At 71.2% G+C, this 16,799-nt stretch carries 7 protein-coding genes; 5 read left to right on the top strand and 2 right to left on the bottom strand.

Going from position 1 to position 16,799, the window contains the following annotated elements; genetic code table 11:
• Nucleotide 1 precedes the first annotated feature (1 nt).
• Nucleotides 2–1,117 carry a transaldolase gene (tal, locus tag O1R50_RS09900; RefSeq protein WP_270109838.1) on the bottom strand — a complete coding sequence of 372 codons (1,116 nt, stop codon included), beginning with the start codon at nt 1,115–1,117 and terminating at the stop codon, nt 2–4.
• 39 nt (nt 1,118–1,156) lie between these two features.
• The gene (gene tkt / locus O1R50_RS09895) at nt 1,157–3,235 is read right to left on the bottom strand and encodes a transketolase (protein WP_270109836.1); all 2,079 of its coding nucleotides are present in this window, start codon (nt 3,233–3,235) and stop codon (nt 1,157–1,159) included.
• A gap of 214 nt (nt 3,236–3,449) precedes the next feature.
• On the opposite strand from tkt, the gene O1R50_RS09890 reads away from it, so the two are divergent.
• The 5 genes from O1R50_RS09890 (at nt 3,450) to O1R50_RS09870 (ending at nt 16,798) form a co-directional block, all read left to right on the top strand.
• The gene (locus O1R50_RS09890) at nt 3,450–4,436 is read left to right on the top strand and encodes a heme o synthase (RefSeq protein WP_270109835.1); all 987 of its coding nucleotides are present in this window, start codon (nt 3,450–3,452) and stop codon (nt 4,434–4,436) included.
• Nucleotides 4,437–4,540: 104 nt separating this feature from the next.
• Entirely contained in the window at nt 4,541–7,837 is a 3,297-nt protein-coding gene (locus O1R50_RS09885) for a DUF4132 domain-containing protein (RefSeq protein ID WP_270109834.1), read from the top strand.
• A gap of 82 nt (nt 7,838–7,919) precedes the next feature.
• On the top strand, nt 7,920–11,210 hold the full coding sequence (locus O1R50_RS09880) for a DUF4132 domain-containing protein (RefSeq protein ID WP_270109833.1): 3,291 nt from the start codon (nt 7,920–7,922) through the stop codon (nt 11,208–11,210).
• A complete protein-coding gene (locus O1R50_RS09875; protein WP_270109832.1) occupies nt 11,200–14,517 on the top strand; it encodes a DUF4132 domain-containing protein in 3,318 nt (1,105 codons plus the stop codon). The genes O1R50_RS09880 and O1R50_RS09875 overlap by 11 nt, the downstream gene beginning before the upstream one ends.
• Before the next feature lie 145 nt (nt 14,518–14,662).
• A complete protein-coding gene (locus O1R50_RS09870; protein ID WP_270109831.1) occupies nt 14,663–16,798 on the top strand; it encodes a DUF4132 domain-containing protein in 2,136 nt (711 codons plus the stop codon).
• Nucleotide 16,799: the final 1 nt, after the last annotated feature.

The following is a 16,799-nucleotide window of genomic DNA, read 5'->3' as shown; positions in this document are numbered from 1 at the left end:
TCTATTCTCCGCTCTCACTGAGCTTGGATTCGATCTGGTCCAGAAGCTGCTTCCAGCTGACGATGAACTTCTCGACGCCCTCGTCCTCGAGCACCTGCACGACATCGTCGTAGTCGATGCCGACCTCTTTGAGGCGCAGCAGGACCGTGGCGGCCTCGTCGTAGAACGGGCGCACCGTGTCGGGCTCGGTCTCGCCGTGGTCGGCGAAGTCGCGGAGGGTGCCCTCGGGCATCGTGTTCACGGTGCCGGGGGCGACGAGGTCCTCGACGTAGAGGACGTCGCGGTACTGCGGGTTCTTGACCGAGGTGGAGGCCCACAGCGGGCGCTGCGGGTGGGCGCCGGCGGCGGCCAGGGCCTCCCAGCGCGGGGACGCGGTGACGTTCTCGAACGCCTGGTACGCCAAGCGCGCGTTGGCGACTGCCGCCTTGCCCTTGAGCGAGACGGCGAGGTCGGTGCCGATGCCGTCGAGCCGCTTGTCGATCTCCGCGTCCACACGGGACACGAAGAAGGAGGCGACGGAGCGGATCGAGGAGAGGTCGATCCCGGCGGCCTTCGCGGACTCCAGCCCCGCCATGTAGGCGTCCATGACCTCGCGGTAGCGCTCGAGCGAGAAGATCAGCGTCACGTTGACGCTGATGCCCGCCGCGATCGCGGCCGTGATGGCGGGGAGCCCGGCCCGGGTGGCGGGGATCTTGATCATGGTGTTCGGCCGGTCCACGGCCCACCACAGGGCCTTGGCCTCGGCGATGGTCGCCTGCGTCTCGTTGGCGAGGCGCGGGTCGACCTCGATGGACACGCGGCCGTCCTGGCCCCCGGTGGTCTCGAAGACCGGGGCCAGGACGTCCGCGGCCCAGCGGATGTCGAAGGTGGTGATGGCGCGAGCGGCCTCGTCGACGCTCACTTTGCGGACCGCCAGGTCGGCGATCTGCTCGTCGTACGCGCTGCCCTTGGAGAGGGCCGCGGCGAAAATGGACGGGTTCGAGGTGACGCCCACGACGGACGACCCGGCGATGAGGTCTTTCAGGTTGCCCGTCTCCAGGCGTTCACGCGAGATGTCGTCCAACCAGACGGACACTCCCGCTGCCGACAGTCCAGCGAGGTTCTCGTTCGCGCTCATCGGTGTTCCTCCAGCTTTCCAGCTAGTTCTTCGACGTTGCTACTGCTGTGCCTTCTTGATGGAGGAGCGGGCCGCGTCCGCCACGGCGGCGGCGGTGATGCCGAACTCCTCGTACAGCTTCTCGAACGGCGCGGAGGCACCGAAGTGTTCCAGGGAGACGCTGACTCCCGCGTCACCCACGAGGTCGCGCCAGGACAGGCCGATGCCGGCCTCGACCGAGACGCGGGCCTTGACCGCCTTCGGCAGCACCGACTCGCGGTAGTCCTCGTCCTGCTCGTCGAACCACTCGATCGACGGCACGGACACGACGCGGGCCTTGACGCCCTCGCCCGCGAGCGACTCGGCGGCCTTGACCGCGAGCTGCACCTCGGAGCCGGAGCCCATCAGGATCACGTCGGGGGTGCCCTCGGTGTCGAGGAGGGTGTACGCGCCCTTCGCGGCGCCCTCGGCCGAAGCGAACTTCGTGCGGTCCCACACCGGGATGTTCTGGCGGGTCAGCGCCAGCGCGGCCGGGCGGTCGGTCTTGCCCAGCAGGGTCTTCCAGACCACGGCGGTCTCGTTCGCGTCGCCGGGGCGGATGACGTCCAGGCCCGGGATGGCGCGGAGCGAGGCGAGGTGCTCGACCGGCTGGTGGGTCGGGCCGTCCTCGCCGAGGCCGATCGAGTCGTGCGTCCACACGTAGACCACGGGGGTCTTCATGAGGGCCGCGAGGCGGACCGCGCCGCGCATGTAGTCGGAGAACACGAGGAACGTGCCGCCGTACGGGCGGGTCGGGCCGTGGAGCTTGATGCCGTTGAGGATCGTGCCCATCGCGAACTCGCGGATGCCGAAGTGGAGGGTGCGGCCGTACGGGTTGCCCGGGTAGGCCTTCGTCTGGCGCGACAGCGGCAGGAACGACGGCTCGCCGTCCATCGTGGTGTTGTTCGAGCCCGCGAGGTCGGCCGAGCCGCCCCACAGCTCGGGCAGGACCGGCGCGAGGGCCGACAGGACCTTGCCGGAGGCCGAACGGGTCGCGACGCCCTTCTCGGACGGCTCGAACACGGGGAACGCGTCCTCGAAGCCCTCGGGGAACTCGCCCGCCCACAGGCGGTCGTGCAGGGCCTTGTTCGCCGGGTTCGCGGCGGCCCAGTTGTTGAACTCGGTCTGCCACGCCGAGCGCTCGTTCTGGCCGCGCTCGATCGAGCCGCGGGTGTACGCGAGGACGTCCTCGGGCACGTTGAACGAGACGGCCGGGTCGAAGCCGAGCAGCTCCTTGGTCGCGGCGATCTCCTCGGCGCCCAGGGCGGAGCCGTGCGCGGCGTAGGAGTTCTGCTTCTTCGGCGCGGGCCAGCCGATGATGGTCTTCAGGCGGATCAGCGAGGGCTTGTCCGTGACGGCCTTGGCCTTCTCGATCGCCTCGAAGAGGGCCTTCGGGTCCTCCTCGTACTCGGCGCCGGACTTCCAGTCGACGGTCTGGACATGCCAGCCGTAGGCCTCGTAGCGCTGGGCGACATCCTCGCCCAGGGCGATCTTGGTGTCGTCCTCGATGGAGATCTCGTTGTCGTCGTAGACGACCACGAGGTTGCCGAGTTCCTGCACACCCGCGATGGCGGAGGCCTCGTGGGTCACGCCCTCCTCGATGTCGCCGTCGGACGCGATCACATACACGAAGTGGTCGAACAGGCTCTCGCCCACGGCCGGCTCGGGGTCGAACAGGCCGCGCTCGCGGCGGGCGGCCATCGCCATGCCCACGGCGGTCGCCAGGCCCTGGCCCAGCGGCCCGGTGGTGGTCTCAACGCCGGCGGTGTGGCCCACCTCGGGGTGGCCCGGGGTCAGCGAACCCCACTGGCGCAGGCTCTTCAGGTCCTCAAGCTCCAGGCCGTAGCCCTGGAGGTACAGCTGCACGTACAGGGTCAGGCTGGAGTGGCCGCACGAGAGCACGAAGCGGTCGCGGCCTTCCCAGTCGGGGGCGCTCGGGTCGTGGCGCATGACCTTCTGGAACAGGGTGTGCGCGACCGGGGCGAGGCTCATGGCGGTGCCGGGGTGACCGTTGCCGGCCTTCTCCACCGCGTCGGCGGCGAGCAGCCGCGCCGTGTCGACCGCCTTCTGGTCGAGTACGGTCCACTCGAACTGTGCCACTGGGATACTCCTTGGATACTCGTCGTATTTGGGCCATTGACGTGTGCCTTCTGACCCTACCTACACAGGCTGAACTTTATGCGCGGTCTCTCGGAGGACGGAATTCGACGGCTTGTGAGCCCGCCCACGAGCAATCCTCCCATCGGAAACGCCCAGGTAGGGGCCCTTGCCCCAGGCCCAGGTCACCACCTCACTGCCCGTATGGTGAGCGGTGATGAACGAGGACCCGACCCGCGCCCTGGCCGACCGCCCCCGGCCCCAGGCCCGCAAGCGAATCGAACTGCCCGCGCCCGGCGCCGAGGCCGCTGCCAAGCCCTCCCTGCGGACCCTCGTCGGAGCCTATGTCTCCCTGACGAAACCGCGCATCGTCGAACTGCTCCTCATCACCACGATCCCGGCGATGCTCGTGGCCGCGCGCATGGAGTACAACGGCCTGCCCACCCTCAAGGCGGTCCTCGCGACCCTCATCGGCGGGGCCCTCGCCGCCGGGTCCGCGAACGCGATCAACTGCTACATCGACCGCGACATCGACCAGCTCATGGCCCGCACCTCGCGGCGCCCGCTCGCCAAGCACCAGATCCCGCCGCGCAACGCGCTCGTCTTCGGCCTCGTCATCGGCGCCGTCGCGGTCCTCGGCATGGGCCTCCTCGTGAACTGGCTCGCCGCGCTCCTCACCTTCGGCGCCATCGTCTACTACGACGTCGTCTACACGATCTGGCTCAAGCGCACCACCCCGTACAACACGGTCTGGGGCGGCGCCTGCGGCGCGGCCCCCGTGCTCATCGGCTGGGCCGCCGTCACCGGGCACATGTCCTGGATGGCCTGGGTGCTCTTCGCCGTCGTCTTCCTGTGGCAACCCCCGCACTTCTACGTGCTCGCCATGAAGTTCAAGGACGACTACGCCGCCGCGGGCATCCCGATGCTCCCCGTCGTCGCCCCCGCCCGGCGCGTCGCGATCGAATCCGTGGTCTACGGCTGGGCGATGCTCGCCGTCTCCCTCGTCGCCGTCCCGCTCGGCGCCACCTGGCTCTACGGCCTCGTCGCCCTCGTCGCGGGCGGCCTGTTCGTACTCGAGTGCCACAAGCTCCTCGGCCGCGTCAACCGCGGCGAGGACCCCAAGCCGATGCGCCTCTTCCACTGGTCCACGAGCTACCTGACGCTGCTGTTCCTCGCGCTGGCGGTCGACTCCTTCCTCATGTAAGCGGCTGTTCGAAAGCCCGGCCCTACGGCCGGGCTTTCGGCGTCTCCGGGGTGTCGCACCGCGGGCCTATCGTCGTGGGCGACACTTCCCGACGAAGGACATCGATGACCGATCACGTTGCCCCCCAAGAAGACCAGCTGGTACTGCCGGCGGCCTGGAACGCCAAGCCGCTGCCGTGGCGCGGCAGGCGCGCCGGGAACCCGGCCGCGCCCGCCGACCCCGAAGCGCTCGTCCGGCACCGCGAGCTGATCACGGCCCGCGAGGCGACGATCCGGGCCGCACTGGCGACCGGCGGCAACGCGCCGTACGCCGCGGACGCGGAGGCCTACCTCGAAGGGAAGCCCGATCCGCGCGGCGCCGCCGCGGTCGCGACGCTGATCCTCGACTACGACCGCCGCGCCCACACCTCGATGCTGTACCCGGAGTTCGCCTGCTGGCTGCAGGAGCACGGCCTGGCCTTCGCCGTGGCCGCGGCCGTCGAGCGACTCGCCCTCGCCCCGGTCACCGACGGGTACTACGGCGGTGCCGTCAGCGGGCACCGCATCGCCAAGGAGCACGAGGTCGAGCATCCCGAGACCTGCGACCACGAACTGGCCCACGGCGGGATCGCCGCGGTGCGGTCGACCCTGGCCGCCGCGTCGGACGAGGAGTACGCCGAAGCCGTCGCGGCGGTCGCCGCGCACCGCGACACGGCCCCGAAGCGCATCGCCGCCATGCTCCTGCTCCCCACTGAGACCGATTGGGTTCTCGAAGCCTGCGCCGACTACGGGAAGGCCCGGCACTGGGCCTCGGCCGACCTGGTCGTCGCGCACGCCGCCAGCCGCCCCGAGCACCTGGCCGCCGCGGGCATCACCGAGATCGACGGCTGCATCGCCGACGTCGACACCCTCGCGGTCCTGCTCGGCGGGCTCGGCACCGACGCACTGCCCGTCCTCCTCGAGACCCACAAAGCCCGCCACTACTACAACGACGACTTCCGAAAGCAGCTCTACCGGGCGATCGCCCTGATACCACTCGACGACGCCACGGCGTTCGTGTTCGCGCACCTCGACTCGCCGAACGTCTGGGAGGCGGCGACCGAGGCCGCCGCCCGCTTCCCCGTCCGCGCCCTCCGCGCCGCCGCGCGGCTCGCCCCGACCGCGAACGCCGACGTGCGCCTCTGGACCGCCGCCGTCGTGAACCGCATCGACCCGGCGCTGCACGTCCATGTGAGCGAAGCGGACCGGTCGGTCCTCGCCGACCTGCTCACCGGCGACGGCCGCGTGCCGTCCGCCGCACCCGAGGACCTGCCGCCGCTGCTGGTCGCCCCGCCGTGGACCCGCAAGCGGCCCAAGGCGAAGCCGGTCGTCATCGAAGGCCTCGAGCCGCCCGCCGAATCGCACGTGGCGTGGACCGAAGCCGAGCAGGACCGGTGGAATCGGACCCTGGAGCTCTGGATCGAGGACCCGGTCTGGATCGATGCGCGGGACCTCGAGCCCTGGCAGTTCGCCCACGGCCTCGCGTACGCGACCCCCGAACGGGCCGAGGCGCTCCTGGAGCGCTGGCAGGGCGAGGCGGACGCCTCCTGGTCGGAGGACCTCCTGCGCGTCCTGGCCCGCTACGGCGATCGCGTGATCGACCGGGTGCTCAAGGTCCCCGCCGCCGACCACCGCTGCGATGCGCTTCCCGGGCCGATCCTGAACCTGACCGCCGCCCGCATCGCGGCCGAACGGCTGGAGCGGCTCAGATCGGCCCGTCCCAGCGCGGTCGGGTGGTTCCGGCGCCACGGGCTCGCCGCGGTGCCGTACCTGGTGCCCGACGCCCTGGGAACCGACAAGCGGCTGCGCCGGTATGCCGAGTTCGCGCTGGCCCACCTCGCCTCGCTCTACGCCAGCGGAGCCGTCACGGCCGGGGCCGCCGAATACGGAGCCGAAGCGGCCGAGGCGATCACGGCCCTGCTCGAGGCCGACCCAGTGATCCCGCGCGTCAAGGTCCCCCAGCCCGGGAACTGGGTCTCACCGCTGATCCTGCCGCAGGTGCTCCTCAAAGACGGCGAGCGCGCGCTGCCCGCCGAGTCGATCCCGCACTTGATCACCGTGCTGGCCCTGGGCACTCCGGAGTACGACTACGCCGGGGTCGTGGTGGTCGCCGAAGCCTGCGACCGCGCCTCACTCGCCCGGTTCAGCCGGGCCCTGTTCGACCGGTGGACGGCGATCGGCGCACCGGCGAAGGACTCCTGGGCGCTGACGCAGCTCATCCATTTCGCCGACGACGCGACCGTGTGGACGCTCGCGCCGCGCATCCGGGACTGGCCCGGCGAAGGCCAGCACCGGCGCGCCGTCGCCGGGCTCGAGGTACTCGGCGCGATCGGCACTGAGGAGGCGCTGCGCGCGGTCAAGCAGATCGCCGACAAGGTGAAGTTCAAGGCGCTCAAGGCGGAGGCCACCCGCCAGATCGAGGCGATCGCGGGGGAGCTCGGCCTCGACCAGGAGCAGTTGTCGGACCGGCTCGTCCCCGACTTCGGGCTCGGCGACAAGGCCACGATCGTGCTCGACTACGGGACGCGCGCCTTCACCGTGGCCTTCGACGAGCACTTGCGGCCGTTCGTGATCGATGAGTCCGGAAAGCCGCGCAAGAGCCTCCCGAAGCCCGGCGCCAAGGACGCCCCGGGCGTCGCCGACGACGCGTACGCGCGCTTCACGGCGCTGAAGCGGGAGTTGAAGGCCGTCGCGGCCGAGCAGGTGTCGCGGCTCGAAGCCGCGATGGTCGACGGCCGCGCCTGGAGTGCCGCGGAGTTCCGGCGGTACTTCGCCGAGCACCCGCTCACCGGGCACCTCGCGCGCCGCCTCGTGTGGCTGGCCGGGGACGCCGGGTTCCGCATCGCCGAGGACGGTTCGTTCAGCGACGCCGACGACGAGGCGTTCACGCTCGCCGACGACGCGACCGTGCGATTGGCGCATGCCGTCCATCTTGGGCACCGGCTCGCCGACTGGGCCGAGCTTTTCGCCGATTACGAGATCCTGCAGCCGTTCCCGCAGCTCGCCCGGCCCGTCTTCGCGTTCACCGAGGACGACCTGGCGACCGGCCGCCTTGAGCGCTTCGAAGGGGCCACAGTGGAGGTCGGACGCCTCCTCGGCATGACCCGCCGCGGCTGGCGACGCGCCGAACCCCGTACCGGCGGCATGTGCCCCGGGCTCGCCTTCGCCCTGCCGGGCGGCGGCTTCGCCACCGTCGCAGTCGAACCCGGCATCGCCGTCGGCTACCCGGCCGAGTACCCGCAGCAGACCGTGCGCGGCGTCCATCTCGTCAGCGCAGAGGCCTATCCGTGGCACGGCGACCCGGTACCGGTGCCGCCCAAGAACATCGACGCGGTCGCCGCCTCCGAGATCCTCGCCGCGCTCTCCCGACTCACCAGCGCCTGAACCGAACCGACCGACACGAGGGAGCGCCGTCCCCGGGCCCTATGCTCGGGGCGGCACCCCTCCAGCCCTCTGAAGGACCCCGATGACAGCGACACCCGCACCCCGAGAAGACGGACTCGAGCTCCCCGAAAGCTGGTCCGGCTACCTGCTGCCCAAGCGCGGCAAGCGGATCGGCGAACCCGTCACGCTCGACCCCGAAGCGCCGAACACGCTCCGCGTGCGCACCGCGCGCTACGAGAAGGACCTCCGCGCGGCGATGGCCAACCCCCTCAACCAGGCCGTCGCCCCCTCGATCCTGCGCCACCTCGACGGCGAGGCGGACGCGTACGGCGCAGGGGCCACGGCCGCCCTGCTGAGCACTGAAAAGCACGGGTCCGGGCAACTCCTGCGCCCCGAAGTCGACGCCTGGACGATCGAGCACGGGTTGCCGTTCGCGGTCTGCGCCGCCATCGCCAAGCTCTCGCTCAACCCCTGGGCCACCGACTACCGCACCCGCGTCCACAACATCGCGGACCGACAGATCAGCGACGGCACCGTCGCGAACCTCAGCCGGATCGTCCAGGAGATCCCCGACGGCATCGGCGTCGTGCGGGGCCTGCTCGCCGCCGCCTCCGAAACCGAATACGACCAGGCGCTCGCCGGGGCCGCGACCTTCCGGACCACCCCCGTGCAGCGCTTCGTGGCCACCGCGCTCTTCCCTGAACAGGAGACCTGGGCCGCGGAGATCTGCGCTGAGCACCGCAGCGCGAGCTCGTTCGAATTCGACGCGTTCCTCTGGTACGTCATCGACCGGCCCGAGCTGCTCGCCGGCGTCAAACTCTCCCGACTCGACCCCTACTGGACCAGCCCGAAACTCATCGCCGCGGCCGTCGACAACCTCGGCACCGCCGCGCTCCCGCACCTGCTCGCAACCCTCCGCAACGAGCACGACCCGGACCGGCGGCGGTGGCTCCTCGACGGCATCGCCGTCCTCCCGAGCGACGAGGCCATGGCCCACCTCGTCGGCAACCTCATCGAACCGCAGGTCTTCCCGGCGGCGGCCGACGCGGCCGCCCGCTTCCCCCGCCGCGCACTCCGCGCGATCGCCGCCGCAGCCGAGACGACCCCACCCGAACTGCGGCCCCGCCTCGCCGCCCTCGCGGCTGTCGTCCCAGAAGCACTCCGCGACACAGCGAACGTCGACACCGCGCAAGCGCCGGAGGCCCCGCCCGAAGCCCTCCCTCCACTGCTTACCACGCCGCCGTGGACGCAGAAGCGCCCCAAGCGCAAAGCAGCCGTCATCGCGGGCCTCCAAGCGCCCGCCGAGACCCGGATCGTCTGGGCCGAAGGCGAACAGGAGCGCTGGGCGGTCCCCGCGGAGAGCTATCACAGCCGCCTCACCGACGGGGAATGGGAGCACCGGCTGCGCAGCCTCGGGAATCGCGACCACGGCCGGATGAACTGCGACCTCCTCGTCCACGCGCCCGATGCGATCGCCGCCAAGGCCTTCGACCGATGGACCGGCGGCATCCCCCCGTACACCACGGACTACGGCAAGACCATCCTCGCCCGCTTCGGCACCCCGGCCGCGGCCCGCCTGGTGGAGTCGCTGCGGAACGATCCGATCGAGCACGCGACCCTGCCGCCGATCCACAGCCTCGCGGCCGCCCGGCTCGCCGCCGACTGGCTCGACCGCCTCAAGACCGCCCGGGCCAGCGCGATCGCCTGGTTCGACCGGCACGGCACCGAAGGCGCCCGCATGCTCGTCCCGGACGCCTTGGGGGAGGACAAGAAAGCGCGTCGGCTCGCCGAGAACGCCCTGGTGTTCCTGGCGCTGCGCCACGGCCCCGACGCGGTCCTCCGCGCCGCCGAAGCGTACGGTCCGGAAGCCGCGGCCGCGATCGCCGCGCTCCTCGACGGCGACCCGCTCGAACCGGGCGTGAAAGTCCCGAAGCCCGGATCCTGGATCGACCCGGCGCAGCTGCCGCAGGTCCTCCTTGCGGACGGCGAACGGGCGCTGCCGTCATCGTCGCTGCCGCACTTGATCACCGTGCTCGCGCTGGCCACTCCCGACTATCCGTACCCGGGCCTCGAAGTGGTCGCCGAGACCTGCGACCGGGGCTCGCTGACCCGCTTCAGCAGGGCGCTGTTCCAGCTGTGGCTGGCGGAGGGCGCGCCGTCGAAGGACGCCTGGGCCCTGACCCAGCTGGCCCACTTCGCCGATGACGCCACGGTGCGGCTGCTCGCCGCGAAGGTCCGCCAATGGCCCGGTCAGAGCCATCACAAACGGGCGGTCAACGGTCTCGGCGTGCTGGGCGCGATCGGCTCCGAGACGGCGCTGCGGGCCATCCAAGGCATCTCTGAGAAGGTGAAGTTCAAGGCGCTCAAGGCCGAAGCAGGTGTCCAGATCGGACTGATCGCCGCCGGGCTCGGCCTGAGCTCCGCGCAGCTGGCCGACCGCCTCGTCCCCGACTTCGGGCTCGGCGCGGAGCCGCTGGTGCTCGACTACGGTCCGCGCCGATTCACGGTGGCCTTCGACGAGCAGTTGCGCCCGTACGTCACCGACGACACCGGGAAACCCCGCAAGGCGCTGCCGAAGCCGGGCGCGAAGGACGACGCCGAGCTCGCCGAAGCCGCATACCAGCGGTTCGCGCTGCTGAAGAAGGAACTGCGCACCGCCGCCGCCGACCAGGTCTCCCGGCTCGAAGCGGCCATGGCGGACTCCCGCACCTGGTCCGTCGAGGAGTTCGAACGGTTCTTCGCGGCGCACCCGCTCGTCAAGCACTTGGCGCGCAGGCTGGTCTGGCTGGCCGGCGACACCGGGTTCCGCATCGCGGAGGACGGCACCTACAGCGACGTGAACGACGAGTCGGTGGCGCTCCCGGACGACGCCGTGATCCGGCTCGCGCACCCGGTCCACTTGGAGCCCAAGGAGATCGACGCCTGGGCGGAGGTCTTGTCCGACTACGAGATCCTGCAGCCCTTCGAGCAGCTCTCGCGTCCCGTCATGGCGTTCACCGATGAGGAACTCGCCTCCGGGCACCTGGCCCGCTTCGACGGCGCCGACGTCGAGATCGGCCGCCTCCTGGCGCTCACCAAGCGCGGCTGGCACCGTGCCGCGCCCGAGGACGCCGGGGTCGAACCCGGCATCTACTACCCGATCCCCGGAGGCGGCTACGTCACCATCGCGCTCGACCCGGGCATCTGGGTCGGCATGATCGCCGAGAACCCGATCCAGCGCCTCGACGGGATCTTCCTCTCCGACCGCCTGGAGTACTGGCGGCCGAACTGGCGAAGCGCGGGCGGAGGCCTCTCCACTGAAATCGACCCGGTTACCGCCTCGGAGATCCTGGGCGCCCTCACCAGCCTGAACGGAGTGCAAAGTGGCCAGTGACGTCATCGCGGTAGCACTGCCCGACGAGGACCGACCCGCCTTCCCCGAAACCTGGCAGCGCTTCGTGCAGCCCCGCCGCGGCGCCGCCAAGCCGCGAAAGATCAAGCGCGACCCCGAAGCCGGTCGCGCCCTCCTCGGCGAGCACGCCGACCGGCTCCGATCGTTCAGGCTCGTGAAACCCGACGACGAGTTCGCCGTCGCCTGCTCGGCCTTCCTCGACGGGGCAGCCGACGTCCTGGGTGCGGCGGTCGCCTTGCGGCTCACCAAGCTCGACTACGGCTCGACGAAATTCCGCCCCGTGTTCGACGCGCTGGCGGCCGATCACGGCCTGCCGTTCGCCGCGGCCGCGCTCGCCGAGGCCTTCGCCCTCGACCAGGAGAAGAACGGCCAGAAGTTCGGCCTCAACCGGCGTCCGCTCGCGAAGTCCGGCTGGGCGCACCTCTACGACAACACTGAAGTCCGCCAGATCAGGGCGCTCATCGCGGCCGCCGCCGACTACGAGGCGGTCGTGGCCGCGCTCGCCGAGCGCCGCACCAGCCCCGAGCTGAGGCTGGCGGTGAGCGTCCTCGTCCCCGACGAAGAGGCCTGGCTGAACGAGGTCTGCGAAGAGCACCGGTCCCTGGCGCCGAACGCGTCCTATTCGGTCCTGTTCCTCGCTTTGGCCACGACCGAGCAGCAGCTCGATACGGTCGAGATCGACGCGTCCGCTTTCTACTGGCTGCCGGCCTCCGAGATAGCCGACCTCGTCCACCGGCTCGGGGTCGCCGCACTGCCCGTCATCGAGGGGCGCCTCAACGGCTATGTCGACGCGAACGACAGGAAGATCCTCTACCGTGCGCTCGCGGCCCTGCCCAGCGAGCGTGCCATGACGCTGCTGCTCGACCGGCTCGACGCCGCTGACGCCATGGGCTTCGCGATGGAGGCCGCCGCGAACTTCCCCAGGCGCGCACTGGAACTGATCGCCCGCCGCGTCCCCGGTGCCGACGACGACCAGCGCAAGCAGCTCTCGGCCCTGCTCCACTCCGACCCGATCCTGCTCGACACCGCACTCCCGCTGATGGACGCGGACACCCGGTCGGCCGTCGCGAGCCTCACCGCCGATCTCCAGCGCGTCCCCGAGGCACCGTCCGACGCCGTGCCCCCGCTGCTGGCCATGCCTCCCTGGACCACCGGCGCCGCTGCGAGCGAACCGGTCGTCGTCAAGGGTCTGGAACCCGCTCCGATCAACCGGATGGTCTGGGCCGAGGGCGAGTACGAGGCCTGGTCCAATGCACAACACCACGGTTTCGCCCGCTACAGCAAGGGCGACTGGGACCGCACGCGCTGGGAGTCCGAGGCGGGGGAGTTCGACGCCAGGCACGTGAGCGACCAGGCGGTCCTGCTCGCTCTGGCCCCCCGAGCGATCGCCGCCGACCTGTTGCCGCATTGGCGACCCGAGCACCACTACTTCAGCACCGCGATCCTCCAGCGCATCGCGGCGAACCTGGGAGCCGACGCGGCACCACAGCTGCTGAGCGCGACCAGCTACGACATGGAACAGCGCCGACTCCTGCTGGTGCCCGTGGCGAACCTCGCCGCGGCCCGGTACGCCGCCGACGCACTCGCACGGCTGAAGACCATGCGGCCCTTCGCACTCGCGTGGCTCGACCGGCACCGCGCCGACGCCGCCGCGCTGCTCGTTCCGGACGCGCTCGGCAAGGCCAAGAAGCTCCGGGCCGCCGCCGAGGTCGCGCTGCGCTACCTCGCCTCGACGCACGGCCCGGACACGGTGCGCGAAGCCGCCGTCCAATATGGAGACGAGGCCGCCGCCGCGATCAAAGCGCTGGTGGACATCGATCCGCTGATGCCCGTCGGCGTCCAGATCCCGCAGGCCGGCGCCTGGGCGTCGCCTATGACGCTGCCGCAGGTCCTGCTCAACGGGCGCGAGCGGGCGTTGCCGAACGCCGCCGTCCGCAACCTCGTCACCGTGCTCGCCCTCGGCACGCCCGAATACCACTACCCGGGCGTCGCGGTCGTCGCCGAGACCTGCGACCGGATCTCCCTGGCCCGCTTCTCCCTCGCGCTGTTCGAGCAGTGGATCACCGCCGGAGCGCCCTCCGAGGACGGTTGGGCGCTGACGCAGCTCGCGCACTTCGCCGACGACGAGGCCGTGCGCCTCCTCCAGCCGCTCGTCGCGAAGTGGCCCGGCGAGAGCCAGCACCAGCGGGCGGTGAAAGGCCTCAAGGCGCTCGGCGCGATCGGCACCGAGGCCGCGCTGCGGGCGATCAACCAGATCGCCGAGAAGGCCAAGTTCGCCGCGATCAAAGCCGAAGCGAGAGAGCAGATCGAAACGATCGCCGCGAATCTCGGCCTCACCGCCGACCAGCTCGGCGACCGGCTCGTGCCCGACTTCGGGCTGCGCGAGGAATCAGCGCTCGTACTCGACTACGGGCAGAGGCGGTTCAAGGTCGGCTTCGACGAGGCGCTCAAACCCTTCGTGTCCGACATGGACGGCAAACCGCGCAAGAGCCTCCCGAAACCCGCGGCGAAGGACGACGAACTGCTCGCCGACGCCGCCTACAAGCGGTTCGCGGCCCTCCGGAAGGACCTCCGGACCGTCGCCGCCGACCAGGTGAAGCGGCTCGAACGCGCGATGGTGCAGGGCCGCACCTGGACGCCCGCCGAATTCGAGGAGCATTTCGTGCGGCATCCGCTCGTGTGGCACCTCGCGAGGCGACTCGTGTGGACGGCCGAAACCGACGGGACCCGCACGACCTTCCGCCTCGCGGAGGACAAGGGCTGCACCGACGTCGAAGAGAACGAGTACACACTCCCCGCGAACGCCGCCGTCCGGCTCGCCCACCCCGCGATCATGGGCGACGAGGTCGAAGCCTGGGCCGAGATCCTCGCCGACTACGAGATCCTGCAGCCTTTCCCGCAACTGGGGCGGCCGGTGATGGCCTTCACCGAGGAAGAACTGCGGACGGGCCGCCTGACACGCTTCGAGGGGATCACCGTCCCCGTCGGGAGACTCCTCGGGCTCACGAGCAAGGGCTGGGAACGGTCCTCGCCGATGGACGCGGGGATCGAAGCGGGCATGTCGTGCGTCATGCACGGCGCCGGATACCTCGTGCTCGGCCTCGATCCCGGAATCTGGGTCGGCGCGATCGACCAGTGCCCGGACCAGACACTGCGGACCGTGGTGCTCTCGCGGCAGAGTCTGGACGGCTGGAGCGTGCCCCGGCCGAAGGCCGGCTTCGGCCCGGTCGACCCGGTGGTCGCCTCCGAGACGCTGGCGGCGCTGGCGAGGGCCACCGATCTGTCCTGAGCCCGCCCCCCTCCGGCCCGCCGCCGTTCGAACAGCGGCGGGCCGGAGGCGTGTCGCACCGTTCTCTTATGCTCTCCAGAACGAAGCCGCCTCCCGAAAGCCGGACATGCCCGATCACCTTGCGCCACAAGAAAAGCAACTCGACGTGACGATCGAGTCGCCGCCGCTCGGCCTCCCCGAGGCGGCGCTTGCGGACCTCCCGAAGGTGCTCGTCTCCCCGCCCTGGGCCGAGCCGCGCCGGAGCCGCCCGCCCCGCGAGATCCCCGGGCTCGAAACCCCCGCACCGCAGATCGTCGGGCGCGGCGACGAGTTCGAGCGCGCCATGGCCATCGAACCCGACCTGGTCGAATGGGACCCGGACACCTACTGGGACCAGCAGGTCGGCATCAGCTACTCCTACGGCTGGAAACTCGCCGAGAGCGTCCTCTCGCAGCTCGCCCGCCGAGGCCCGTCGATCGCCGACGAAGCCGTCGAAGTGCTCCGCGACTCCCCCTGGGCCGGCCGCGCCCTCCTCCCGATCCGCAGCACCCCGGCCGCCGCCCTCGCCGCGCACTGGTTTCTCCGCCTCGACGCCGGACGCGGCCCCGGCCTCGACTGGTTCGACCGCCACGGCCTCCACGCCGTACCCCTACTCGTCCCGGAGGCCTTCGGCCCCAAGGGCTACCAGCGCACCACCGCACGAGGCGCGCTGCGACTCCTCGCCTGGCGCTACGGCCCCGAGGCCGTCATCGAAGGCGCTGAAACCCATGGGCCCGAAGCGGTCGCGGGCGTCACCGCAGTGCTCGCCGACTACCCCGACCGGCCGCTCCTCAACAACCCCAACGCGGGCTCCCCCGACATCGGCGAGCCGCTCCCTCCGGTGCTCACCGCCGACCGCTCCGCGCTCCTGCCGTCCACCGCCGTCTCGCACCTCATCGCCGTCCTCTCGCAGTGGTCCCCCCGCACGCCGTACCCCGCCGTCGAGACCGTCGCCGAGGCCTGCGACCGCGAATCGCTCGCCCGCTTCTCGCTCGCGCTGGTGAACCACTACGGCTATGCGGACTGGTCGGTCGGCCAGCTCGCCCGTTTCGGCGGGGCCGAGGCCGCCGCGCTGGTCGAGGGGTGGTCGGCGGCATCAAGCGCCCGCTATCTCGACGGGACCGCCATGGCACTGGAGACCCTTCCGGCATTCCCCGCCGAGCTCGCGTTCCCGGCGCTGTACCGCCTCTCCCGAGGCAAGCAGCACGAATCGGTGCGGGAGCTCGCCACCTCCCACGCCGCCAAGGTCGCCGCCCGGATCGGGTCCGAAGTGGAATCGCTGGCGGACCGGGACGCGCGTGCGCTCGGCCTCGACGACCCCGCTCGGCTCACGCTCGACTTCGGGTCGCGCGTCTTCCACATCAAGGCCGACGAACGGCTCAAGCTGAGCGTCACCGACGCCGCGGGAAAGCGCCGCGCGCGCGTGCCCCGCCCCGGAGTCCGCGACGACGCCGAGACCGCCAAGGCCTCGATCGCCCGCTTTCGCAAGCTCTCCAAGGACCTCACCGCCGAGCTCGCCTTCCAGAGCGACCGCCTCAAGGACGCGATGCTCCACAGTCGCGTCTGGGCGGCCGACGAGTTCGCGCACCTCACCGCGCACCCGGTGCTCGCCTCCCTCGCCCGCGGACTCCTCTGGATCGGCGAGACCGCCGCTGGGCCCCAAGGCTTCCGCCTCGCCGAGGACGGCAGCTTCGCCGCCGTCGACGACAAACCGCTCCAGCTCCTCGACGGCGCCCGCGTCCGCCTCGCGCACCCCGTACTGCTCGGCCCCGACCTGCCGCTCTGGACCGAGATCTTCGCCGACTACGAGATCCTGCAGCCCTTCGACCAGCTCGCCCGCCCGGCGCTCACCCTCACGCCGGAGGAGGCCCGCACCGGCGTCCTCGACCGGTTCTCCGGTGCGACCGCCGCGTTCGGCGCTCTGAACGAGGTGCTGGACTGGAAGCGGCTCCACTGGGACGAGCTGCCCGACTGGGCCTCCAGGCCGTTCACCTACCTGTTCGCCCGCGACCTCCCGCGCGCGGCGCTGAACGCCGAGAGCGCCGCTATCGTCTACAACGCCCACCTCCTCGCCGAGATCGACCCCAGCCCCGACTACGACGACCCCGATCCCGAAGGCCGCCACCGGATCCTCTGGATCTGGTTCTCGCCCACCAAGAACCGCCGCCGCGGCGTCCCGACGCTGCGCGGCGACGCCCTCGACCCCGTCCTCGTCGCCGAGATCCTCGCCGGACTCGGCCGCGCCACCGGCATCCACCACTGAG

It is taken from the genome of Glycomyces luteolus (assembly GCF_027622875.1).
In the GTDB taxonomy this organism is placed as follows: Bacteria; Actinomycetota; Actinomycetes; order Mycobacteriales; family Micromonosporaceae; genus Glycomyces; species Glycomyces luteolus.
This window is presented reverse-complemented; position numbering and strand designations above follow the sequence as displayed.

Coding starts and splice junctions, on each gene's coding strand:
- tal (WP_270109838.1), bottom strand. CDS start 1,117: ATGAGCGCGAACGAGAACCTCGCTGGACTGTCGGCAGCGGGAGTGTCC.
- O1R50_RS09890 (WP_270109835.1), top strand. CDS start 3,450: ATGAACGAGGACCCGACCCGCGCCCTGGCCGACCGCCCCCGGCCCCAG.
- O1R50_RS09885 (WP_270109834.1), top strand. CDS start 4,541: ATGACCGATCACGTTGCCCCCCAAGAAGACCAGCTGGTACTGCCGGCG.
- O1R50_RS09880 (WP_270109833.1), top strand. CDS start 7,920: ATGACAGCGACACCCGCACCCCGAGAAGACGGACTCGAGCTCCCCGAA.